Raw genomic sequence first — 22,914 nt, forward strand, 5'->3', positions numbered from 1 at the left:
TGGAGCTGGCATGTGCGTTTGTATGGTGGCGTGCCGCGGGTACCGTCATCCGGGAGGTGGCCGCCCATGACGCTCGCCGAACTCGTCCTCACCGGAGACCTGGCACGACCGGTCCGGCTGACCGTGCCCGACCTCCTGCGCTGGCCCCAGCACCAGGTGCGGGTCAGCTTCGAGTGCGCCACCAGCGGCGTCCAGCACCACGGCTTCACCGGCCCGCGGCTGTACGACGTCCTCACCGATGCCGGACCCGGTTTCGACCCGGGCCGGCGCAAGGACCGGCTGCGGTTCCTCATCGCGGTCTCCGGTGCCGACGGGCACCACGCGCTGCTCTCCTGGGCCGAGATCGACCCCGATTTCGGCCGTGCTCCCGTTCTGCTCGGTGTCAGCATCGACGGTGCCCCGCTGGACCGGGCGGGGCCGCAACTGGTGCTTCCGCAGGACCGCTGCGGGGCCCGGCACATCAGCGGCATCAGGGGGATACGGGTGGACGGGGCGTACGGCGACTGGCATCCAGCGCCCGCCACACCCGGTCGCGCGTCAGCGGCAGCTCCGTGAACCGGATGCCCGTCGCGTCCCGCAGCGCGTTGGCCAGGGCCGGTGCCACCGGGTTGAACGGGCTCTCGCTCATCGACTTGGCGCCCAGCGGCCCGATCGCGTCGGTGGTCTCCGTGAAGTGCACCTCGGTGCGCGGGATGTCGGCGTACTGCGGGAGCCGGTAGCGCCGGAAGGCGGCCGTCTCGACCTCGCCGCGGGCGTCGAGGCGTACGTTCTCGAAGAGGGTCGCGCCGAGCGCCTGGGCCACCCCGCCCTCCACCTGGCCGCGGCACTGCATGGGGTTCATCACCCGGCCCGCGTCGGCCGCGTGCACGCTGCGCAGGATGCGGATCTCGCCGGTGCCGGGGTCCACGGCCACCCTGAACCACTGGGAGTTGAAGGCGACCGAGCGTGGGGTGCCGCCGAAGTGGCCGTCGGCGGCGCACTCGATGCCGACCGCGCGGGCGGCGGCGTACAGCTCCTTGAGCGGCAGCCGCCCGCCGGGGTGCAGGACGGCCTCGTCCGCCAGCCGGCAGTCGGCGCGCGCCACCCGCAGGTGGGCCGCGGCGAAGTCGAGGAGCAGGTCGGCCAGGGCGCGGGCGGCGCGCAGGGTGGCCTTGCCCGCGACCACGGTGCCGGTGGAGGCGAAGGCACCGGTGTCGTGCCGTACGACGTCCGTGTCGGACTGGCGGACGGTGATCCGGTCGACGGTGGTGGCGAGTTCACCGGCCGCGATCTGCCGGTGAACGGTGGTGGTGCCGTTGCCGAACTCGGCCGTGCCGACCGCGAGACCGAAGCCGCCGTCGGCGAGCAGGGCGGCCCTGGCGTCGGCGATGTGGCCGCCCGGCGGACCCGTCGCGATCATCGCCAGCGCCGCGCCCTCGCCGACCAGCCAGCCGTCGGGGGGCGGCTCCCCGGGTTCCGCCTGGGCCCGGCGGACGACGGCGACGCACTGGTCGAAGCCGTAGCTCGCGATGTGCAGGTCCTCCTCGTGGCCGCCGGGGGTGAGCATCGGCTCGCCCGGACCGATGATGTTGCGGGCCTTGAAGTCGACCGGGTCCAGGCAGAGTTGCCGGGCCAGCTCGTCCAGGGCGGACTCGACCGCGAACAGCACCTGGCCCAGTCCGTAGCCGCGGAAGGCGCCCGCCGGGACGGTGTGGGTGTAGACGGAGTAGGCGTCGACCTTCTTGTGCGGGGCCCGGTACATCGCCGTCGACTCGCCCACGCTGTGGAACATCACGGCGGGGCCGTGGTTGCCGTACGCGCCGGTGTTGGAGACCACCCGGAGCTGGAGCGCGGTCAGCGTGCCGTCCCGGCGGGCGCCCGCCTTCACGCGGACGGTGAAGGGGTGCCGGGTGGTGGCGCCGTGGAACTGCTCGGCGCGGGTGTACTCCAGCTTCACCGGGCGGCCGAGCCGCAGCACGGCGAGGGCCACGATGTCCTCGACGAGCATCTCCTGCTTGCCGCCGAAGCCGCCGCCGACCCGGCCCGCGACCACCCGGACCCGCTCCGACGGCAGGTCGAAGAGCGCGCACAGGGCGCGGCGGGTGAGGAACGGGGTCTGGGAGCTGGTGCGGACGGTGAGGCGGCCGTCCTCGTCGAGCCAGGCGACCGCGCCGTGCGTCTCCAGGCTGGCGTGCTGCACGCGCTGGGTGCGGAACGTCTCCTCGTGGACGGCGTCGGCCTCGGCGAACCCGGCCTCGACGTCGCCGATCTCGCCGTGCGCCTCGCCGACGACGTTGGCCTGCGGACGGGAGATGCGGGCCGCCGAGGGGTCCTTGTCGTGGACGACGGGGGCGCCCGGGCGCATCGCCTCCTCCGGGTCCAGGACCGCGGGCGCGATGTCGTACACCACGGTGATCCGGCGGCAGCCCTCCTCCGCCGCCGCCTCGCTGTCCGCGACCACCGCCGCGACCCGCTGGCCGATGTGGCGGACCGTGTCGTCGAGGAGGCGGGTGTCGGCGGGGTCCTCCTCGGGGTGCTCGTGGCGGGCGGTGGAGTAGTGCCGTTCGGGTGCGTCGTGGTGGGTGAACACCGCGTGGACACCGGGGACGCGCAGGGCGGCCGAGGTGTCGATCGAGGTGATGCGGGCGTGGGCGTGCGGGGAGCGCAGCAGCTTCATGTGGAGCAGGCCGGGCACGTCGACGTCGAAGGTGTAGCGGGCGGTGCCGGTGACCACCTGCGGTCCGGCCGGCGCGGGCAGGTTGCGGCCGACGGACTCACCGGCGGACGGCTCCTCGACGTGCCGGACCCCGCGCACCGCGTCCTCGATGGCCCGGTAGCCGGTGCAGCGGCACAGGTTGCCCTTGAACGCCCGGGGGAGATCGGCGAGTTGGTCGTCGGTCAGGGCCGCCGTGGTCATCAGGAAGCCCGCCGTGCAGAAGCCGCACTGGAAGCCCTGGGCGTCCAGGAACTTCCGCTGCACGGGGTGGAGTTCGCCGTCGGGGGAGGCCAGGCCCTCGACGGTGGTGACCGTGCGGCCGTCGGCGCGGAAGGCCGGGTAGAGGCAGCTGTGCACCGGTTCGCCGTCGACGTGGACCGTGCAGGCTCCGCAGTCGCCCGCGTCGCAGCCCTTCTTCACCCCGAACCAGCCGTGTTCGCGCAGATAGGTGCGCAGACACTGGCCGGGCCGCGGCTCCTGCTCGTGGCACCGCCCGTTGACCTCGATCCTCACCGGGTCACCTCCCGCCGGATCTCCTCCGCGTACCGGAACGTCATGTGCCGTCGCCACTCGGGCAGGCCGTGGATGTCGTCGAACCACTCGTCGTCGGCGACGGCCCGGCCGATCGCCGTGCGCAGCGCCTTTGCGGTCGGCGGGAGCGGGAACCACAGCCGGACCGGGCGCACGGTCGAGGCGGTGACCGTGAGGGCGAAGGAGCGGTCGACGGGGTCCAGGGTGCCGATCACCAGCACGCCCGAGCGGCCCAGGCCGTAGAGGGAGGCCTGGCGGAACGCGGTACGGCACTCCAGCGCGCGGGCCGGGACGGTGACCGAGCGCAGCAACTCGCCCTCGGCCAGGTCCTTGCGGCCCGCGCCGGTCACGAAGCGCGCGACCGGGACCCGCCGTCGTACGCCGTCCTGGGCGATCAGCAGGCACTCCCCGTCCAGGGCGGCCGTGAGGGAGATCATCGGACCGGCCGGGAGGGCGTTGCAGAGGTTGCCGCCGACGGTGGCCATGTTCCAGATCTTGAAGGAGGCGAGGAAGGCCCGGCAGCACTGCTCGACGAGCGGGGCGGCCGTCGTCGGCAGGGTCCGGGCGAAGCGGGAGAGCTGAGCGACGGTACAGGTGGCGGCGATCTCCAGGGCGCCGTCCGGGGCGCGGTGCACGGGGGTCCAGCCGGTGCGGCTCAGGTCGACCAGGCGGCGCAGCTGCGGCTGGGGCTCGGAGAAGAGGTACGTGCCGCCGCCGAGCCAGGCGTCGCCGGGGCGCCAGGGGGCCGGGTCCCGGGCGTCGCGGATCTCCACCACCGTGTTCAGGTCCATGCCGGTCAGTGAAGCAACGCGTACGGGCCCCGCACGACGGGTGCGGGGCACGGAAAAAGCGCGCCGGGCGGGGCCGGTCCTGGATGATTCACCAAGAGGCGTTCCGTGTCGAAAGACTTGCATTTACGATGCTGTAACTCGTACTCACCTGGTGAATGCGAGGTCGGCACAAGGAGTCTGCGCACATGCACGTCGAACACCTCCTGACGGACCGCTCTCTCGGGCTGCGTCCCCTGTGGGCGCAGGACGCCGCCCTGCTGGCACGGGAGATCAGCGGGGTCACGGTCACGGACCTGGAGGACCCGGCCCGCTTCGTGCGGCCCGGGGAGGTGGTGCTCAGCGGGCTGGTGTGGTGGGCCCCGGGGAAGGCGGAGCGGTTCGTGTCCGCCCTCAAGGACGCCGGTGCCGCGGCGCTGTTCGCGGGGGAGGAGACCCACGGGGGCGTGCCCGAGGAGCTCGTGGAGGCCTGCGTACGGCACGGCGTCCCGGTCGCCGGGGTGCCGGCGCACATCATGTTCCGGGCGATCACGGACACCGTGTACCTGTGGCAGTGGGGCGAGCTGAGCCGCAGGCAGGCGCTGCCGGAGAACGCGCGGGCCCGGCTGAGCAGGCTGCTGGCGCAGGAGGCCGGTCCGGCGGACGTCCTGGCGGCGGCCTTCGCGCATGTGGACCGGACCGCCGCGTATGTCCTCACGCCGTCGGGGCGGACCGTCGCGGCCACCGCGGCGGCCCCCGGGGTGCCGGCGCGGGAGGCCGCGGCACTGGTCGCGGACGGACGCGGGCTGACGGTGTCCGTCGCCGCCGACAGCGTCTCGCCGTACGAGCGCTGGCTGCTGTACCTGCCCGACCCGGACGGCGCGCCGGCCGGGATGCTGCACGAGGTCGCCGCCGCGCTGGGCCGCTGCCAGGAGACCGCGGTCCGGCGCCGGTCGGCCGAGCGGCAGGCCGCCGACGAACTGGGCGCGCTGCTGGCCGGGGCCGGGGCGGTGGAGGGAACCCTGCAGGCCGCGCTCCAGGAGTGCGGCCTGCCCCTGGACGGGCCCTACCGGGTGGTCGTCGCCGACACCGGGGCCCGGCGGCCGGGGCTCGCGGAGGGCGCGCTGGCGGAGGTCGCCGGGCATGTCGCGCCGCGGGCGCCCCAGGCTGCGGTGGGGCGGCTGCCGGACGGGACCGCCTTCGCCGTCCTGCCCTCGCAGAGCATCGGCGAGGCCTGGGAGCTGGTCGCCGGCTGTGAGCCGGGGGTGCCGCTGCACGGCGGGACCGGATCGGTGGCGGCGGGGCCGGGCGAGCTCACCGGGGCGCTGGCGCAGGCGCGTTACGCGCTCACCTCCGCCCGCAGCACCGCCCCGGACACCTCCGTCCTCACCGACGCCGCCACCCTCAGCAGCCTGGAAGCGCTGCTCACCGGGGTGCCGGCCGAGGTCCGCGCGGCCTATCGCCGTACCGTCCTCGGACCGCTGCTCACCGGTGAACGGGCCGCCTCCGCCGTGCTGTTGAGCTCCCTGCGGACCTTCCTGGCCTGCGACGGCTCCTGGGCCCGCACGGCGGAGGCGCTGCATCTGCACGTCAACACCGTGCACTACCGCATGCAGCGGGTGGAGCACTTCACCGGCCGGGACCTGTCCCGGCTGAGCGACCGGCTGGACCTGTGGGCCGCACTGCTGTGCGAGTGAGTGGGCGACCGGGTGGCCGGGTAACCGGGCGAGCGGGTGGCAGGGCGAATGAATGGCGGGGCGACCGGGTGGCCGGACGACCGAGTCGCCGGACCGTCGGGTGACCGGTCGGTCCGGTTGTCCGGTGACCCGGTGGGCGGTCAGACGCGGTCGATGTGCACGTTCGTGGACTTCACCCGGGCGGTGGCCTCCATGCCGACCTCCAGGCCGAGTTCCTCGACCGCCTCCCGGGTGAGCAGCGAGACCAGGCGGTGCGGGCCGGCCTGGATGTCGACCTGGGCGGCGACGTCGCCGAGCTTGATGGCGGTGACGATGCCGGGGAAGGCGTTGCGCACCGAGGTGTAGGAGGCGTCCTCCTCGCCGGTACCGGCCTTGGCCAGTTCGACGGAGAACGCGGCGAGGTCCGCGCCGTCGATGAGCCGCCGGCCGCCCTCGTCACGGTGGGTGGCCATCCGGCCCGCGTCGGCCCAGCGGCGGGCGGTGTCCGGGCTGACGCCGAGCAGCCGTGCCGCCTGGCCGATCGTGTAGGAAGGCATGCAGGTCACGATAGGCCCAGCCGGCGGGGCCCACGGCCAGGGGGTGGGCGGTCAGATGAGGCCGGACGCGTGCAGGACCGCACGCGCGTTCGTGTCGTCGATCTCATGGCCGAGCCGGGTCAGCACCTCGGCGCCCCCGCGCAGCGTGCCGCGCTCCAAGGAGCGGCGGACGCCGGTGTCCAGTTCGTGCCAGAGCAGGGGGTTGGCGTGCAGGACGCCCGGGTCGAGCTCCAGACGGCTGCCGAGGGTGTCGCGCAGGACCAGATGCGCGGCGACGTCCCCGTACTGGCCGACGTAGACCAGGGCGTCGGTACGGACGGTGCGGCGGCGCAGCGGGCCGCGCACGGCCAGCCAGCCGGGGCCGGCCGTGACCCGGGCGGGCAGCAGCATGGTCAGGACGGCGACCGAAAGGGTGACCCAGAGCAGCGCGCGGGCCGCGGTGAGGGTGCCGGCATCCCAGTCCACCATGAGCGTCAGCCCGCCGAAGCCGAGGGCGCAGCCGACGGCCAGGTGCGCGCTGCCGCGCCAGGTGCGGTCGCCGGCCGCCCGGCCACTGCGTCTTCTGTCCGCCATGAGGCCGACGGTAGGTGCCGGTGGGGGGCCCGGAGCGGCCGCTGACGGGGTTCTTATGCAGACCGAGCGGTTATTGACGGGATTCTTACGACCCGCCCGTGCCCCGTTCTCAGCCGGTGTGGACGCGCGGCCGCCGGGAGCGGTCCGGCTCCGCCTCGCGCAGCACCTCGCGGGTGACCGGGGCCACCTCGCCCTGGCCGAACAGGAAGAAGCGCAGGAAGTTGGCGAACGGGCTGCCCTCGGTCCACTCGAAGTAGATGTGCGGGATGCAGCCGGTGTCGTCCCGGACGTGCAGCAGCAGCGCGGCCAGGGCGTTGGGGATGGAGGCCGACTCCAGGGTGAGCACCCGGTAGCGATTGTGCAGCACCTCGCCGCGTACCGCCAGGCCCGCCTCGAACTCGGAGGGGTCGGTGACCGTCACCTCGACGAAGACGAAGTCCTCCTGCTCGGGCATGTCGTTGTCGGCCCGGATCTGGTCGATCTTGTCGCGGTACTCGGCCTTGTCGCGCCGGTCCGGCTCATTGGCGATGAACCGCATCTTGCGGCTGGCCATGTCGCGGATGAACCGTTCCGCCATGTCGTCGAGGGTCACGCTCGTCACGCGCAGTTCGAAGGCGCGGGCGAGGCGGGAGAGCAGCGAGACGAGCATGATGCCGACGATGAAGCAGGCGCCGATCTTCACACCGTCGGGGCGCTCGATGACGTTCACGACGGTGGTGTAGAGGAACACCGCCGCGATGACCCCGAACCCGATCGTCCACTTGCGCTGCCCGGCCTTGTGGGCGGCGATGGTCACCGCGACCGCCGCGGAGCTGATCAGCACCAGCACGCCGGTGGCGTAGGCGCCGCCCTGCGCGTCGACGTCGGCGTCGAAGATCCAGGTCACCAGGAAGGCGATCAGGGTGAAGACGATGACCATCGGGCGCACCGCACGGGCCCAGTGCGGGGCCATGCCGTAGCGGGGCAGGTAGCGGGGCATCAGGTTGAGCAGGCCGGCCATCGCGGAGGCGCCGGCGAACCACAGGATGGCGATGGTCGAGACGTCGTAGACCGTGCCGAAGGCGTTGCCCAGGTACTCGTGCGCCAGGTAGGCGAGGGCGCGGCCGTTGGCCTGACCGCCGCTCTTGAACTCGCTCTCCGGGATCAGCAGCGTGGTGATGAAGCTGGTGGCGATCAGGAACACGCTCATGATCAGGGCGGCCGTGGTGAGCAGCTTCTTGGTGTCCCGGATCCGGCCGGTGGGCTGCTGCTCGGTGTCGCCCGGGTCGCCCTTGACGTTCGGCATGACGGCGACGCCGGTCTCGAAGCCGGACAGGCCGAGGGCGAGTTTCGGGAAGACGATCAGGGCGACGCCGATCATGACGAAGACGTTGCCGTGTTCCTGGGTGAGGGCGCTGGTCCAGTCGGTGATGACGTGCTCGGCGGTGATGACGTGCCAGAAGCCGGCGATCACGACGACGACGTTGAGCGCGAGGTAGATGCCGACGAGGACGACCGCGACACCGATCGCCTCCAGGAACCCCTTGAGGAAGACCGCGCCGAGCAGCGCCACCAGGAACAGCGTGATGATCATCTGCTTGCCGTGCAGGAAGTCGGTGAGATGCGGGTTCTCCACCAGGTGGGTGGAGGCGTCCGCGGCCGACAGGGTGATGGTGATCAGGAAGTCGGTGGCGGCGAAGCCGAGCAGGGTCAGCACGAAGAGCTTGCCCTGCCAGAAGGAGAGCAGCCGCTCCAGCATGGCGATGGAGCCCTCGCCGTGCGGGCTCTCCTCGGCGACGCGGCGGTAGACCGGCAGCGCGCCGGCCAGGGTGACTATGACCAGCACGATGGTCGCGATCGGCGAGAGCAGGCCGGCGGCCAGGGCGGCGATGCCCGGCTGGTAGCCGAGGGTGGAGAAGTAGTCGACACCGGTCAGGCACATCACCCGCCACCAGCGCTGGCCGTGGTGCGCGGGCTCGGGCTGCGCCTGGGAGCCGGTGTGGCCGCCGCCCTTGCCCATGTCGGACAGCCCCTCCAGCATCCAGGCGCGCAGGCGACTGGGAGGAGGGTGTTCGGTCGTGGCCATGGGGTCGGCTCCTGGTGTCCGGCGCGGTGTGTGGTGGGGCGCAGTTCGATTCCGGCCATCACGCGGACGGCGGCACCAGCGTAAGCAGAGAGTGACGCGTGGGCCCACGGATCGAGAGGCGCTGGGCGTCAAGCTTGCGTTAAGAATGCCCTGACAGGCGGGGGTCGGCCATCAGGAAACGGCATCCAGGAGGCCACGGAAGGACGTTGAGCTGTACGGGGGACGGTGGGCCCGTGCGGGGCGCCGACCACCGAGCGTTATCCCGCACGACGCCCGCCGGGCCGGGCGCCGATGTGTCGTGTGTGCGTCGCGGAAGCCGTGGCGGCTCCGCCGCCCGCACCGTGACGAGGTCGCGGCGCAGCTGCCGGTGGACCAGGTTGGCCGACTCGACGGTGCCGTCGGTGAGGCGGTCGCGGGCGTCATCCGGGCGGGCGTCGAGGCCCCGGTCGAGGCCCCGCCGGGAGCCGGGAGCCGGGAGCCCGGAGCCAGGGGCCCGGAGCCAGGGAGCCCGGAGCGCGGGGCCCGGAGCGCGGGGCCCGGAGCCGGTAGCCGGTCCCCGGACGGGACCGACGGGGGCCGCCATGCCCCCGGTCGACCGGACTTCCGCCGACCCGGGACGAACGACATCCGGTCGGCCCCTGCCCGCCAGGGACCGGGCTGCCCTCGCCGCCCCCTTCCTGGCCGCCCTCGCCCGCGTCCACGGCACGGCCGGCCTGGTCCGGTCCGTCCGGTCCGTCCGGTCCGTCCGGTCCGCCGACACCGTCGTCGACCACGTGCGCGGCGAACTGGCCGCGCTGCTCGGCCTGTCCGGCTGCCGCTTCGCGGACGGCATGCTGCTGGGACAGTCGGCGCGGCTGGGCACGGACGGGGGGATCACCGTCGGAGGCCGGGCCCGGGACCTGGGCCGCGGCGGCCGGCCCGAGGGCGAGATCGAGTTGCGCAGCTACGGCAACGGGCACCACCTCAGCCGGTTCAGGCTCACCCCGGGACCCGGACCGGTGCCCCGCTGGACACGGCGGGACCGGCGGGCGCGGGCTGACCCGCGGGAGGCGGGCCGAGGCGGGTCGAGGCGGGCCGTCTTTGACATGCTCTTGACGGACATTTGAACGGAGTGCGGGGGCCGGCCGGAACTGCCGCCGCGACTCGTGCCGTTCTGGCTGATGTGACGTCAACCCTCCCCGTACCAGCGGCATCCGCAGAGAGAACCGGCCACATGGTGATCTGCGGCGACGACGGCCTCGCGCACCGGCTGGCCGTCGAACTGGACGCCGTGTGCGGCGAGGTCGTCACCGTGGTCCTGCCGTCCGCCGACGACGAGCACGGCGCCCGGCTCGCCGCCCTGCACCGCGACCCGGCGTCCGCCGTCCACCTGCAGATCTCGGCCCGCCCGGACGAGGCCACCCTGCGCGCGGCCGGCGTGGCACGGGCCGCCGCGCTCGCCCTGACCTACCGCGACGACCAGGCCAACGTCACCGCGGCCCTGCTCGCCCGCGCGGTGAACCCCTCCGTACGGCTGGTCGTGCGAATGTTCGACCGGGAGCGCGGCAGCCATCTGGAACGGCTCCTCGACCGGGCGGCGGGCCTGTGCGACGCCCCCGCGCCGGACACCTCCACCACCGTGCTCTCCGACGCCGACACCGCCGTACCGGAGCTGGTCGCGGCGGCCGCCGTGGGCCACGGCCACACCCTGGAGGTCGAGGGCAAGGTCTTCCGCGGGGTCGTACGGCCCGCGGGCACCCCCACCCACGTCACCGACCTCGCCACCCTGGCCGTGCTCTCCGGCGCCCACGAGGACGACCCGGCCAGCCAGGACAGCGCCGAGACGGCAGGAGAGGACGGCACCCAGCTGCTGCCGGACGACCGGACGGCGTACCACCGGCAGTCCACGCACGGGCGGCTGATGCTGGAGGAGGTGATCCACCTCGACACGGCCGAACCGGCCCGCCGTGCCTGGCGGTTCCGGCCGCTGCGCTGGGCCCGGGCCCGGTTCGCCCATCTGCCGTGGCGGGTCCTCCTCTCCCGGCAACTGGCCGCCGTCTACGGCTCGTTGGCGGCCGTGGTGGTCGCCCTGTCCACCGCCACCGCGCTCTTCGCGGACGAGCGTCCCTGGTGGAAGAACGTCTATCTGCCGCTGCTGGACATCTTCACGATGGGGGATCCGGCGACCGAGGAGTCGCCCGCCCGCCGCATACTCCAACTCCTCGCCGGCTTCGTCGGGCTCGCCGTGCTGCCGCTCGTGGTCGCCGCGACCATGAACGCCACCGAGGCGTTCCGTACCGCCTCCGTGAACCATCCGCCCGACGACGACGTCAGCGGCCACATCGTCCTGGTCGGCCTCGGGATGGTCGGCACCCGGGTGCTGGACCGGCTGCGCACCACCGGCCACCGGGTCGTGGCCATCGAACGGGACCCGCGTGCCAGGGGCGTCCCGCTCGCCCGGGAACTCGGCGTCCCGCTGGTCCTGGAGGACGCGGCCGCTCCTGGTGTCCTCGAACTCGCCCGGGTCCGGCAGTGCGGCTCCCTGCTCGTCCTCACCCGCGACGACGGCCGGAACCTCGACATCGTGATGGCCGTCCGGGAGGCCAACCCCGGGGTACGGGTGGTCACCCGGCTGTACGACGACGCCTTCGCCGCGACCGTCCAGCGCACCCTGCGCGCGTCCTACCCCGACGCGCTCACCCGGAGCCGGAGCGTCTCGGCGCTGGCCGCGCCGTCGTTCGCGGCGGCCATGATGGGGCGCCATGTGCTGGGGGTCATGCCGGTGGAGCGGGGGTCGCTGCTGTTCACCTGCGTGGACGTGGCCGGACACCCCGAGCTGGAGGGGCGCTCGGTGCACCAGGCGTTCCGGCGGCGGGAGTGGCGGGTGCTGGCGGTGGGGCCGGTCGGCGGCGCCGCCCCGGGACGGCCGGCCTTCGACTGGCGGCCGGCGCAGGGGCGGGTGCTGGCGGCGGGGGACCGGGTCGTGATGGCCACCACCCGGCGGGGGCTCGAAGTGCTGATGACGGGGGTGCGGGGAGGGTGAGGCCGGGCGGGGGGCGTCAGGAGCCGCACCGCTCTTCGGCGGGGCACCGACGGTTGTGGGGCCGTGCGGGCCGGTGGGGGCTTCTCGCGCGGTTCCCCGCGCCCCTTGCGGGAGCCTGATGCCGGGGGACCTGCGGGATCGTCCCGTCGTATGAGTCCCGTCAATGCCGTGTTCCTGGCCGTAAGGGAGCCGTCAACGGCGGTCGTGTCCGGCCGTCGAGGCGGTTTGCTCTCATCGTCAACGTCTGTTCCCGAACCTCATCCAGGAGTTCACGATGGCCGATCTGGCCTTCGTCGTCACCGTGCTCGCGGGTTTCGCGCTGCTGGCCCTCGTCGCCAAGGGGGTGACGAAGCTGTGACCGCCGAGAACATCGTCGGCCTGGTCGTGGCCGTCGCCCTGCTGGGCTATCTCGTCCTCGCCCTGATCTTCCCGGAGAGGTTCTGAGAACGACATGGGTCCCGTTACCGCCGCCGTGCTCCAACTCGCCGCCCTCATAGGCGCGCTGGCGCTCTGCTACATCCCCTTCGGCACCTACATGGCCAGGGTCTACACCTCCGACCGGCACTGGCGGATCGAGAAGTGGATCTACAAGGGCATCGGCGCCGACCCCGACACCGAGATGCGCTGGCCCGCCTACCTGCGCGGGGTCCTCGCCTTCTCCCTGATCGGCGTCCTCTTCCTCTACCTGCTGCAGCGGCTGCAGGGCGTCCTGCCCGGCTCTCTGGGCTTCGACTCGGTCGACCCTGCACAGTCGTTCAACACGGCCGTCTCCTTCGTGACCAACACGAACTGGCAGTCGTACTACGGCGAGCAGACCATGGGGCATGTGGTGCAGACCGCCGGTCTGGCCGTGCAGAACTTCGTGTCGGCGGCTGTCGGTATCGCCGTCGCGGTGGCGCTGGTGCGCGGGTTCGCGCGCTCCCGCACCGGTGAGATCGGCAACTTCTGGGCCGACCTGGTGCGCGGCACCGTCCGCATCCTGGTGCCGTTCGCCACGGTCGCCGCGGTGGTCCTGGTCGCCTGCGGCGCGATCCAGAACTTCTCCGGCATCCACGAGGTCGGGCAGTTCATGGGCGGGTCGCAGCAGTGGAACGGCGGGGCCGTGGCCTCGCAGGAGGCCATCAAGGAACTGGGTACGAACGGCGGCGGCTACTTCAACGCCAACTCCGCCCATCCGTTCGAGAACCCGACGCCCTTCACCAACCTCTTCGAGATCTTCCTGATCCTGCTCATCCCGTTCGCGCTGACCCGCACCTTCGGTGTGATGGTCGGCTCGGTGAAGCAGGGGTACGCGATCCTCGCCACGATGTTCACCATCTGGCTGAGCTTCGTGGCCCTGATGATGTGGACCGAGTTCGCCCACCACGGCGCGGCGCTCCAGGCCGCGGGCGGTGCCTACGAGGGCAAGGAGGTCCGCTTCGGGATCGGCGGCTCGTCGATCTTCGCGGTGTCGACCACGCTCACCTCGACCGGCGCGGTGGACTCCTTCCACTCCTCCTTCACCGGTCTCGGCGGCGGCATCACCATGCTCAGCATGATGCTGGGCGAGATCGCGCCCGGCGGCACCGGCTCCGGCCTCTACGGCATCCTCGTCATGGCGGTCATCGCGGTGTTCATCGCCGGTCTCATGGTCGGCCGTACACCCGAGTACCTGGGCAAGAAGATCGGCGCCCGCGAGATCAAGCTGTCGGCGATCTACATCCTGATCACCCCGGCGCTGGCCCTCGTCTTCACGGCCGCCTCCATGGCCCTGCCGACCCCGCCGCACTCCATGCTCAACCCGGGCGCGCACGGCTTCTCCGAGGTGCTGTACGCCTTCACCTCGGCGGCCAACAACAACGGCTCGGCGTTCGCCGGCCTGAACGCGAACACCGACTGGTACAACACCATGACCGGGCTCGCGATGCTGTTCGGCCGCTTCCTGCCGATGGTGTTCGTGCTGGCGCTGGCCGGCTCGCTCGCCGAGCAGAAGCCCGTCCCGGCCACGGCCGGCACCCTGCGCACCGAGAAGCCGCTGTTCACCGGCCTGCTCGTCGGCGCGATCCTGATCATCACCGGTCTGACCTACTTCCCGGCCCTGGCGCTGGGGCCGCTCGCCGAGGGGCTGGCGTCATGACCACCCGCACGGAAGACCACGAGGACACGATGTCCGCTCCCACCCTTGCGCCCCACCAGGACGCCCCGACCGGGCACAAGCCCGCCGAAGGACGTGTCGGCGCGGGCCTGTTCGACCCCAGGCAGCTGGTCAGGTCGCTCCCCGAGGCCTGCCGCAAGCTCGACCCGCGGGTGATGGTCAAGTCCCCCGTGATGTTCGTGGTGTGGGTCGGCTCGATCCTGACCACGGTCTTCTCCTTCAAGGACCCGGGCGACTGGTTCGGCTGGACCATCAGCGCCTGGCTGTGGCTGACCGTGATCTTCGCCAACCTCGCGGAGGCCGTCGCCGAGGGCCGTGGCAAGGCCCAGGCCGACACCCTGCGCAAGGCCAAGACCGACACGGTGGCCCGGCGGCTGGTGGACGGCGCCGAGGAGCAGGTGCCCGGTACCGAGCTGAGGATCGGCGACCTGGTCGTCTGCGAGGCCGGCGACATCATCCCCGGCGACGGTGACGTCGTCGAGGGCGTCGCCTCGGTCGACGAGTCGGCGATCACCGGCGAGTCGGCTCCGGTCATCCGGGAGTCCGGCGGTGACCGCTCCGCCGTGACCGGCGGTACGAGGGTGCTCTCCGACCGGATCGTCATCAAGATCACGACGAAGCCGGGCGAGACCTTCATCGACCGGATGATCAGCCTCGTCGAGGGCGCGGCCCGGCAGAAGACGCCGAACGAGATCGCGCTGAACATCCTGCTCGCCTCGCTGACCGTCGTCTTCCTGCTGGCCGTCGCCACCCTGCCGCCGTTCGCGGACTACGCCGGCACCCACCTGACCATGGTCGTACTGGTCGCCCTCCTGGTCTGTCTGATCCCGACCACCATCGGCGCGCTGCTCTCCGCGATCGGTATCGCGGGCATGGACCGGCTGGTGCAGCGCAACGTGCTGGCCATGTCGGGCCGTGCGGTGGAGGCCGCCGGCGACGTCTCCACCCTGCTGCTCGACAAGACCGGCACCATCACCCTCGGCAACCGCCAGGCCTCCGAGTTCGTGCCGGTGCGCGGGACCACCGAGGCCGAGGTGGCCGACGCCGCCCAGCTGTCGTCGCTGGCCGACGAGACCCCCGAGGGCCGGTCCGTCGTCGTACTGGCGAAGGAGACGTACGGGCTGCGGGAGCGGCACCAGGGCGAGCTGGCGCACGCCGAGTGGATCGCCTTCACCGCCCAGACCCGGATGTCGGGTGTGGACGTGGACGGGCGGAAGATCCGCAAGGGCGCCGCCGGTTCGGTCCTCGCCTGGGTCCGCGAGCAGGGCGGCACCGTCGCCGAGGACGCGGGCCCCCTTGCCGACGCCATCTCCCAGGCCGGCGGCACCCCGCTGCTCGTCGCGGTCGAGGACGCCGAGGGCGCCCGGGTCCTGGGCGTCATCCACCTCAAGGACGTCGTCAAGGAGGGCATGCGCGAGCGGTTCGAGGAACTGCGCCGCATGGGCATCAAGACCGTCATGATCACGGGCGACAACCCGCTGACCGCCAAGGCGATCGCCGAGGAGGCGGGTGTCGACGACTTCCTCGCGGAGGCCACGCCCGAGGACAAGATGGCGCTCATCAAGCGGGAGCAGGCGGGCGGCAAGCTGGTCGCGATGACCGGCGACGGCACCAACGACGCACCGGCGCTGGCCCAGGCGGACGTCGGCGTGGCGATGCACACGGGTACGTCGGCCGCCAAGGAGGCCGGCAACATGGTCGACCTCGACTCCAACCCGACCAAGCTCATCGAGATCGTCGAGATCGGCAAGCAGTTGCTGATCACACGGGGTGCGCTGACCACGTTCTCCATCGCCAACGACGTGGCGAAGTACTTCGCGATCATCCCGGCGCTGTTCGCGGCCGTGTACCCCGGTCTGGACAAGCTCAACATCATGGGCCTGTCCTCGCCGGACTCCGCGATCCTGTCGGCCGTCATCTTCAACGCCCTGATCATCGTCGCGCTGGTGCCGCTGTCCCTGAAGGGCGTGCAGTACCGGCCGGTGAGTGCGGACAAGATGCTGCGCCGGAACCTGACGATCTACGGCATCGGCGGGCTGATCGCCCCCTTCATCGGCATCAAGATCATCGACCTGCTCATCTCCCTCGTCCCCGGGCTGTAATTTTTTGAAAGCGTGTTGATCGCCATGAACAACTCCGTTACGAACACTGCCCGGTTGCTGGGTGCGGGTCTGCGGGCGCTGCTCGTGCTGACCCTGGTGACGGGCGTCATCTACCCGCTCGTGGTCACCGGCATCGCCCAGGCCGCGTTCCACGACAAGGCGAACGGCTCCGAGACCAAGTCGCAGGGCAAGGTCGTCGGTTCGTCCCTGATCGGACAACAGGGCTACAGCCTGGACTACTTCCAGGGCCGTCCGGCGAACGGGCTCGGCAGCAACAGCGTCAACACCCGGTACAAGCTGATCCTTTCGGGCGCGACCAACCTCGCCGCCGACAACAAGGTGCTGATCCGGCAGGTGCAGGCCGCCAGGGCCGCGGTCGTCAAGGACAACTCGGTGCCCGGCTACCCGGTCACACCGTCCCAGGTGCCCGCCGACGCCGTCACCTCCTCCGGCTCCGGACTGGACCCGGACATCTCCCCGGCGTACGCGCAGCTCCAGGTGCGCCGGGTGGCCGAACGCAACCACCTGCCGGTCACCTCGGTCGAGAGGCTGGTGAAGGACCACACCACGGGCCGCACCCTCGGCTTCGTCGGGGAGCCCCGGGTGAACGTCCTCGAACTCAACATCGCACTGAAGGATCTGACCAGGGGCAGCTGATGACCCGCGTGCTGGTCGTGGAAGACGACCCCCAGCTGGTACGGGCACTCGTGATCAACATGCAGGCACGCCGGTACGGAGTGGACGCGGCGCCCGACGGCGCCACGGCCCTCCGGCTGGCGGCCGCGCGTCAGCCCGACGTGGTGATGCTCGACCTCGGACTGCCCGACATGGACGGGGTCGACGTCATCAGGGCGCTGCGCGGCCGGACCCGCGTACCGATCCTGGTGCTGTCGGCACGGCAGGCCTCCGAGGAGAAGGCGGCCGCGCTGGACGCGGGCGCCGACGACTACATCACCAAGCCGTTCAGCATGGACGAACTCCTCGCCCGGCTGCGGGCCGCGGTCCGCCGCACCGAGGACGTGCCGCTCGTCCCCGGGACCACCCTGGTGGAGACCGACGGCTTCACCATCGACCTGCTCGCCAGGAAGGCCGTACGCGCGGGCCGCGACGTGCGCCTCACCCCCACCGAGTGGCACCTGCTGGAGATCCTGGTCACCAACCCCGGCCGGCTCGTCACGCAGCAGCACCTGCTGCGTGAGGTGTGGGGGGTGTCGCAGCGCGACAGGACCAACTACCTGCGGGTCCACATGGCCCAGCTCCGCCGCAAGCTGGAGGCGGACCCCTCGCACCCCCGGTATCTGATCACCGAGCCCGGCACGGGCTACCGCTTCGAAGGATGACATGGCACGCGGCAATGCTGCACGGCCTGGAGGAACTCCCGCGCCGCGAACTGGAGTACCGGGGCGCGGTGTTCACGGAGATGGACGTCGACGCCGTGCTCGCGCGCCGCCCCCCGGGTCGCCCTCGTCGACGAACTCCCGCACACCGACATCCCCGGCTCCCGCAACGCCAAGCGCCGGCAGGACGTCGAGGAACTGCCGGCGCACCCACCAGGCGTCGTCACCGGACATGTCTCCACCGTTCTTCCGCAGCCGGCCGGACGGGTACCCCGATCCGGTTGTTGCATCACACTGCGCCGAACGGGTGATCGCCAGTGCCCGGGGAGCTTCCTGGCACGCCTCTGACAGCCGCTGTGACCACCGCCACCAGCGCCGAAGGGCAGGTGGCCGGTGTCCCGTCAGCATCCCTGCCCCCAGGAGGCGGCGGCCTTCGGACATGACCGCCCCCGGACATGACCGCCCCCGGGCCCGGCCAGGTCGGCGGCTCGTGGGCTGCGCCTGACCGGGCGGCCGCTGACACTGGTGGCGACCCGTCCCTTCCGGCCCCGATGAGGTCCCGATGGTGTATGGCCTGGCACGCCGTGAACTGAGACCGAGGGTTCCGCTGCGTCCGGGCGAGGGCGACAAACACCGTCTGACCAGTCTGGAAGGCCTGGCCGCGCTCTCTCTGGACGCGCTCAGCTCGGTGGCGTACGGCCCCGAGGCGATCGTGCTGGCCCTGGTGGTCGCCGGCACCGGCGCGCTCACCGCCACCCTGCCCATCACCCTCGCGATCACCTTCCTGCTCGCGGCGCTCGTCGTCTCGTACGGCCAGGTCATCGCCGTACACCCGGACGGCGGTGGCGCCTACGCCGTCGCCAAGGCCGATCTCGGCGCCACCGCGAGCCTGCTGGCCGCCGCCAGCCTGGTCGTCGACTACGTGCTCACCGTCGCCGTGAGTCTCGCCGCGGGCGCCGACGCGCTCGCCTCCGCCTTCCCGGCCCTCGCCGGCGACAAGCTGCTCGTCTGTCTGGTCGGTCTGGCCCTGCTGGCGGCCGTGAACCTGCGGGGCGTCACCGAGAGCGCCCGGGTGCTGATGCTGCCGACCGTCCTCTTCGTCGTCGCGATCCTCGGGGTGATCCTGCTCGGCCTGCTGCGCGCGCACCCGCTCGCCGTCGTCGGCACCGCCCGTCCCGTGCACGCGACCGAGGCGCTGACCGCGCTGGTGGTCCTCAAGGCGTTCTCGTCCGGCTGCTCGGCCCTGACCGGTGTCGAGGCCATCGCCAACGCCGTGCCGACCTTCCGGGAGCCGAGGGTCAGACGCGCCCAGCGCACCGAACTGATGCTGGGGGCGCTGCTGGGCACCATGCTGATCGGGCTGGCCGTCCTGATCCACCGCGACCGGGTGGCCCCGCGCGGCGGGGTGACCGTCCTCGCCCAGCTCACCGCGGGCGCCTACGGCACCGGCTGGCCCTACTACGCCACCAACCTCGTCGTCACCCTCGTCCTCGGGCTGGCCGCCAACACCAGCTTCGGCGGCCTGCCGGTGCTGATGAGCCTGCTCGCCCGCGACCACCGGCTGCCCCACCTCTTCGGCCTGCGCGCCGAACGCCCGGTCTACCGCTACGGCGTGGTCGCCCTCGCCCTGCTGGCCGCGCTCCTCCTGCTGGCCACCGACGCCGACACCCACCGGCTGCTGCCGCTCTTCGCCATCGGCGTCTTCATCGGCTTCACCCTCAGCCAGCTCGGCCTGGTCCGGCACTGGGCGGCCCGGCGCCCGCCCGGCTGGAGACGCCGTGCGCTGATCAACGGCACCGGTGCCGTGCTCACCACCCTGGCCGGCGTCATCCTGCTGTTCAGCAAGTTCCTGTCGGGCGCCTGGGTGGTCGTGCTCGCCGTACCCCTGCTGATGCTGCTGTTCGCCCGGATCCAGCGCTACTACACCGAGGTGGGCGAGGAACTGGGCCTCGGCCGGATCCCGGAACCGCCGCCCCGGCGCACCGCCAGCCTGGTGATCGTGCCGATCGGCGAGGTCAGCGAGCTCGCCCGGCACGCCGTCGGCGCCGCCCTCGCCCTCGGCGACGAGGTGGTCGCGGTCGCGGTGCACGCCGACCCGGCCAGGTCCCGGGCCCTGGAGGAGGCCTGGGCGCGCTGGGACCCGGGCGTGCGCCTCGACATCATCGACAGCCCGCACCGCTCGCTGGTGCAGCCCGTCGTCGCCTACGTGCAACGGGCGGCGGCGGACGGCCGCCAGGTCGCCGTCCTCATCCCCGAGGTGGAGCCGAGGCACCGGCGCTACGAGATCCTCCAGAACCAGCGCGGCCTGCTCCTCGCCACCGTCCTGCGGGCCCGCACCGACGTCGTGGTGTGTCTGCTGCCGTACCGGTTGAAGCTGTGACCGCCGCCTTGTCGGAGCTCGGACGGACTCCTACAGTGCGCCCCGTAATGTTCGCCGACCGTGCCGAAACTTTCGGTGCGGCCTGGGGAGGGGTACACCTATGCAGGACCCGCGCATGCGGACGTACGACAACCCGGTCATCCCCGGCTTCCACCCGGACCCGAGCGTGTGCCGGGTCGGGGCGGACTACTACCTCGTCTGTTCCAGCTTCGAGTACTTCCCCGGCGTCCCGCTCTTCCGCAGCCGGGACCTGGTGCACTGGCGGCAGCTCGGCAACGTCCTCGACCGGCCGGGGCAGTTGACGCTGCCGGACGACACGCCGGCCTCGGGCGGTGTGTACGCCCCGACGATCCGGCACCACGACGGGCTCTTCCACGTCGTCACGACGAACGTCAGCGGCGGAGGCAACTTCCTCGTGACCGCCGAGCGGCCCGAGGGGCCCTGGTCCGACCCGGTGTGGATCGACGTCCCCGGCATCGACCCGGACCTCGCCTGGGACGAGAACGGCGACTGCTGGTGCGCGGTGGCGGGGGTCGCGGTCGCCCGGATCGACACCCGGACCGGGAAGGTGCTGGAGGGCCCGCTGCCGATGTGGTCCGGGACCGGGCTGCGCGACCCCGAGGCACCGCATCTCTACCGGATCGACGGGTGGTGGTACCTGCTGGTCGCCGAGGGCGGCACCGCGCTCGGCCACGGGGTGTCCGTGGCCCGCGCCCGCTCGCCGCGCGGGCCCTGGGAGCCCGCGCCCGGCAACCCGCTGGTCTCGCACCGGGGCACCCGGGAGCCGGTCCAGAGCACCGGACACGCCGACCTGGTCCGGGCGGCCGACGGCAGCTGGTGGGCGGTGCTGCTCGGCACCCGGCCGCGCGGCTGGTTCCCGGAGTTCCATGTGCTCGGCCGGGAGACCTTCCTGGCCCCGGTGACGTGGGTGGACGGCTGGCCGCGGATGGGCCCGGTCCGGGCCCGGCACGGGGCGCCGGCCGCCCGGCACCCGGTCGAACAGCCGCCCGCGCGGGACGACTTCACGGCCCCGGCCCTCGCGCCGCACTGGATCTCCCCGCGCAGCCGGCCGGACGGGTCCTGGTCGCTGGCCGAACGGCCCGGGTGGCTCACGCTCACGGCCACCGGGGACACCCTGGACCGCGCCGGGCACACCTTCGTCGGCCGGCGCCAGCAGCACGCCGACTGCCGGGCCGCCGCCCTGCTCGACCCGGGCCCGGGACGCGCGGGCCTGTCGGTCCGCATCGACGAGGCCCACCACTACGACCTGGAGGTGGGCGGGGGAGTGGCGAGCGCGGTCGCGCGGATCGGGCCGCTGCGGCAGCGGCTGGCCGAACTCGTCGTGCCGCCGGGTCCGTTGACCCTCGTGGTGGAGATCCGTACGACCCGGGTGCCACCGCCCACCGCGACCGCCCCCGGCCAGGACGACGGGACCGGCGTGCGCCCCGCCGGGCCCGATGCCGTGACCCTTTCGGTGGAAACGTCCGACGGTGTCGTTCGGCTGGCCGAACTCGACGGCCGGTACCTCTCCACCGAGGTGGCGGGCGGGTTCACCGGCCGGGTCGTCGGCATGTACGTCACCGAGGGCCGGTCCGCCTTCGACTGGTTCGAATACGTGCCCATCAGCTGATGCGCGACACCTTGACGCTCCTGATCCGCCTTTCTAGAGTCGCCGTTCGGAACGTTCGGTGAAAATACCGAATGTTTCGAAAACGGCGGCCCCCAGAGCACCACCGAACCAGGACGGCGTCGGTCGTCCCGTATCCCAAGGAGCGCAACATGGGCGACCCGGCACTGTCCCGACGCGGCTTCCTGACGGCCACCGCGGCCGCCGGGCTGGGCATGACCGCCCTCAGCGGGTGCGGCGGCGGCTCGGACTCGGGGTCGTCGGGAACCACCACCGTCGAGTGGTGGAACATCTCCACGACCGAACCGGCCAAAAGCGTCTGGGCGGCCCTCGCCAAGAAGTTCGAGGCACAGAACCCCAAGGTGAAGATAAAGATCGTCCAGCTGGAGAACGACGCCTACAAGACCAAGATGACGGCCCTGACCGCCTCCGGGAAGCTCCCCGACATCTTCCACACCTGGGGCGGCGGCGTCCTCCAGCAGCAGGTCGACGCCGGGCTGGTCAAGGACCTCACCGCCCCCACCAAGTCCTGGGCCGACGGCCTGCTCCCGGTCGCCAAGCAGCCGTACCTCCTGGACGGCAAGACCTACGGCATCCCCTTCGACATCGGCATGGTCGGCTTCTGGTACAACAAGGCGCTCTTCAAGAAGGCCGGCATCAGCGCGCCCCCGGCCACCTGGAGCGCCTTCCTCGACGCCGTGAAGAAGCTGAAGGCCGCCGGTGTCACCCCCCTCGCCCTGGCCGGCAAGGAGAGCTGGACCGGCATGTACTACTGGGCCTACCTCGCGATGCGCACCGCCGGCATCGCCGCCCTCAAGAAGGCGAACGACGACAAGGACTTCACCGGCGCCGGGTTCGTCGAGGCCGGACAACACCTGAAGGACCTCGTCGCCCTCCAGCCCTTCCAGAAGGGGTTCCTGGGCGCCGCCTACTCCAGCCCGACCGGCCAGGCCGCCTCCGTCGGCAACGCCAAGGCCGCGATGGAGCTGATGGGCCAGTGGGCCCCGAGCGTCGAGGCCGACGCCGGCAAGGGCATCGGCGCCGACCTCGGCTTCTTCCCGTTCCCGGCCGTCGAGGGCGGCCAGGGCACCGTCACCGAGGTCTTCGGGGGCGGCGGCGGACACGCACTGCGCGCCGACGCCCCGCAGGCCGCCGTCGACTTCCTGAAGTTCTTCGCCTCCGAGACGACGGACGTGGAACTGGTGAAGAAGACCAGCGTGCTGCCCGTCGTACCGGCTGCCGAGAGCGCGCTGAGCGACGCCAACCTCAAGCTCGTGCAGGCCCAGTTGAAGGCCGCCACCGGCTTCCAGCTCTACCTCGACCAGGCCTACGCGCCCGCCGTCGGCCAGCAGGTCAACGACAGCGTGGCCGGGCTGATCGCCGGATCCAAGTCGCCCCAGGACGTCACCCAGGCGATCACCAAGACCGCGAAGGAAGAGCAGTAGGCC

The 22,914-nt window shown here is 72.2% G+C and carries 17 protein-coding genes and 1 pseudogene; 13 read left to right on the forward strand and 5 right to left on the reverse strand.

Features of this window, described 5'->3' with window-relative positions; all coding sequences use genetic code 11:
- The first annotated feature begins 66 nt into the window (after positions 1–66).
- A complete protein-coding gene (locus tag IEZ11_RS33545) occupies positions 67–555 on the forward strand; it encodes a molybdopterin-dependent oxidoreductase (RefSeq protein ID WP_189266727.1) in 489 nt (162 codons plus the stop codon).
- Here IEZ11_RS33545 and IEZ11_RS33550 read toward each other — a convergent pair.
- Together IEZ11_RS33550 and IEZ11_RS33555 are read right to left on the reverse strand one after the other, a co-directional pair.
- Positions 470–3,208, reverse strand: a complete 2,739-nt coding sequence (locus IEZ11_RS33550) for a molybdopterin-dependent oxidoreductase (RefSeq protein WP_189266728.1) — start codon at positions 3,206–3,208, stop codon at positions 470–472. The two genes, IEZ11_RS33545 and IEZ11_RS33550, sit on opposite strands and share 86 nt — an antisense overlap.
- Complete coding sequence (locus IEZ11_RS33555; protein ID WP_189266729.1) at positions 3,205–4,017, reverse strand: FAD binding domain-containing protein; 813 nt, start codon at positions 4,015–4,017, stop codon at positions 3,205–3,207. The genes IEZ11_RS33550 and IEZ11_RS33555 overlap by 4 nt, the downstream gene beginning before the upstream one ends.
- A 185-nt stretch (positions 4,018–4,202) precedes the next feature.
- On the opposite strand from IEZ11_RS33555, the gene IEZ11_RS33560 reads away from it, so the two are divergent.
- Positions 4,203–5,690 (forward strand): PucR family transcriptional regulator, encoded by a 1,488-nt coding sequence (locus IEZ11_RS33560; protein WP_189266730.1) that lies wholly within the window; start codon positions 4,203–4,205, stop codon positions 5,688–5,690.
- Between the two features lie 140 nt (positions 5,691–5,830).
- On the opposite strand, the gene IEZ11_RS33565 is transcribed toward IEZ11_RS33560, so the two are convergent.
- The 3 genes from IEZ11_RS33565 to IEZ11_RS33575 all read right to left on the reverse strand — a co-directional run bounded on the left by IEZ11_RS33565 (position 5,831) and on the right by IEZ11_RS33575 (position 8,864).
- Positions 5,831–6,226, reverse strand: coding sequence for a TOBE domain-containing protein (locus IEZ11_RS33565; RefSeq protein ID WP_189266731.1), 396 nt, complete (start codon positions 6,224–6,226; stop codon positions 5,831–5,833).
- A 51-nt stretch (positions 6,227–6,277) separates the two neighbouring features.
- Positions 6,278–6,799, reverse strand: coding sequence for a hypothetical protein (locus IEZ11_RS33570; RefSeq protein WP_189266732.1), 522 nt, complete (start codon positions 6,797–6,799; stop codon positions 6,278–6,280).
- A gap of 109 nt (positions 6,800–6,908) precedes the next feature.
- Positions 6,909–8,864: an APC family permease gene (locus IEZ11_RS33575; protein WP_189266733.1), complete on the reverse strand. Its 1,956-nt coding sequence runs from the start codon at positions 8,862–8,864 to the stop codon at positions 6,909–6,911.
- 581 nt (positions 8,865–9,445) lie between these two features.
- Here IEZ11_RS33575 and IEZ11_RS33580 point away from each other — a divergent pair.
- From IEZ11_RS33580 to IEZ11_RS33630, 11 genes and pseudogenes are all read left to right on the forward strand, one after another.
- Positions 9,446–9,970 (forward strand): hypothetical protein, encoded by a 525-nt coding sequence (locus tag IEZ11_RS33580; protein ID WP_189266734.1) that lies wholly within the window; start codon positions 9,446–9,448, stop codon positions 9,968–9,970.
- Positions 9,971–10,077: 107 nt separating this feature from the next.
- Positions 10,078–11,886: a potassium channel family protein gene (locus IEZ11_RS33585; protein ID WP_189266735.1), complete on the forward strand. Its 1,809-nt coding sequence runs from the start codon at positions 10,078–10,080 to the stop codon at positions 11,884–11,886.
- 354 nt (positions 11,887–12,240) lie between these two features.
- Positions 12,241–12,330, forward strand: a complete 90-nt coding sequence (gene kdpF / locus IEZ11_RS33590; protein WP_016434100.1) for a K(+)-transporting ATPase subunit F — start codon at positions 12,241–12,243, stop codon at positions 12,328–12,330.
- A 7-nt stretch (positions 12,331–12,337) separates the two neighbouring features.
- Complete coding sequence (kdpA, locus tag IEZ11_RS33595; protein ID WP_189266736.1) at positions 12,338–14,002, forward strand: potassium-transporting ATPase subunit KdpA; 1,665 nt, start codon at positions 12,338–12,340, stop codon at positions 14,000–14,002.
- The gene (gene kdpB, locus IEZ11_RS33600) at positions 13,999–16,122 is read left to right on the forward strand and encodes a potassium-transporting ATPase subunit KdpB (RefSeq protein WP_189266737.1); all 2,124 of its coding nucleotides are present in this window, start codon (positions 13,999–14,001) and stop codon (positions 16,120–16,122) included. The genes kdpA and kdpB overlap by 4 nt, the downstream gene beginning before the upstream one ends.
- A 24-nt stretch (positions 16,123–16,146) precedes the next feature.
- On the forward strand, positions 16,147–16,779 hold the full coding sequence (locus IEZ11_RS33605) for a potassium-transporting ATPase subunit C (RefSeq protein ID WP_189266738.1): 633 nt from the start codon (positions 16,147–16,149) through the stop codon (positions 16,777–16,779).
- A complete protein-coding gene (locus tag IEZ11_RS33610) occupies positions 16,779–17,462 on the forward strand; it encodes a response regulator (protein ID WP_189266739.1) in 684 nt (227 codons plus the stop codon). Before IEZ11_RS33605 ends, IEZ11_RS33610 begins: the two co-directional genes overlap by 1 nt.
- A gap of 14 nt (positions 17,463–17,476) precedes the next feature.
- A pseudogene (locus tag IEZ11_RS33615) lies at positions 17,477–17,666 on the forward strand (sensor histidine kinase KdpD); the annotation flags it as partial.
- Between the two features lie 355 nt (positions 17,667–18,021).
- Entirely contained in the window at positions 18,022–19,839 is a 1,818-nt protein-coding gene (locus IEZ11_RS33620) for an APC family permease (RefSeq protein ID WP_189266740.1), read from the forward strand.
- 115 nt (positions 19,840–19,954) lie between these two features.
- Complete coding sequence (locus IEZ11_RS33625) at positions 19,955–21,469, forward strand: glycoside hydrolase family 43 protein (protein WP_189266874.1); 1,515 nt, start codon at positions 19,955–19,957, stop codon at positions 21,467–21,469.
- A gap of 149 nt (positions 21,470–21,618) precedes the next feature.
- Complete coding sequence (locus IEZ11_RS33630) at positions 21,619–22,911, forward strand: extracellular solute-binding protein (protein ID WP_189266741.1); 1,293 nt, start codon at positions 21,619–21,621, stop codon at positions 22,909–22,911.
- Positions 22,912–22,914: the final 3 nt, after the last annotated feature.

The sequence above is a fragment of the Streptomyces fuscichromogenes genome, assembly GCF_014645815.1.
Taxonomy (GTDB): domain Bacteria; phylum Actinomycetota; class Actinomycetes; order Streptomycetales; family Streptomycetaceae; genus Streptomyces; species Streptomyces fuscichromogenes.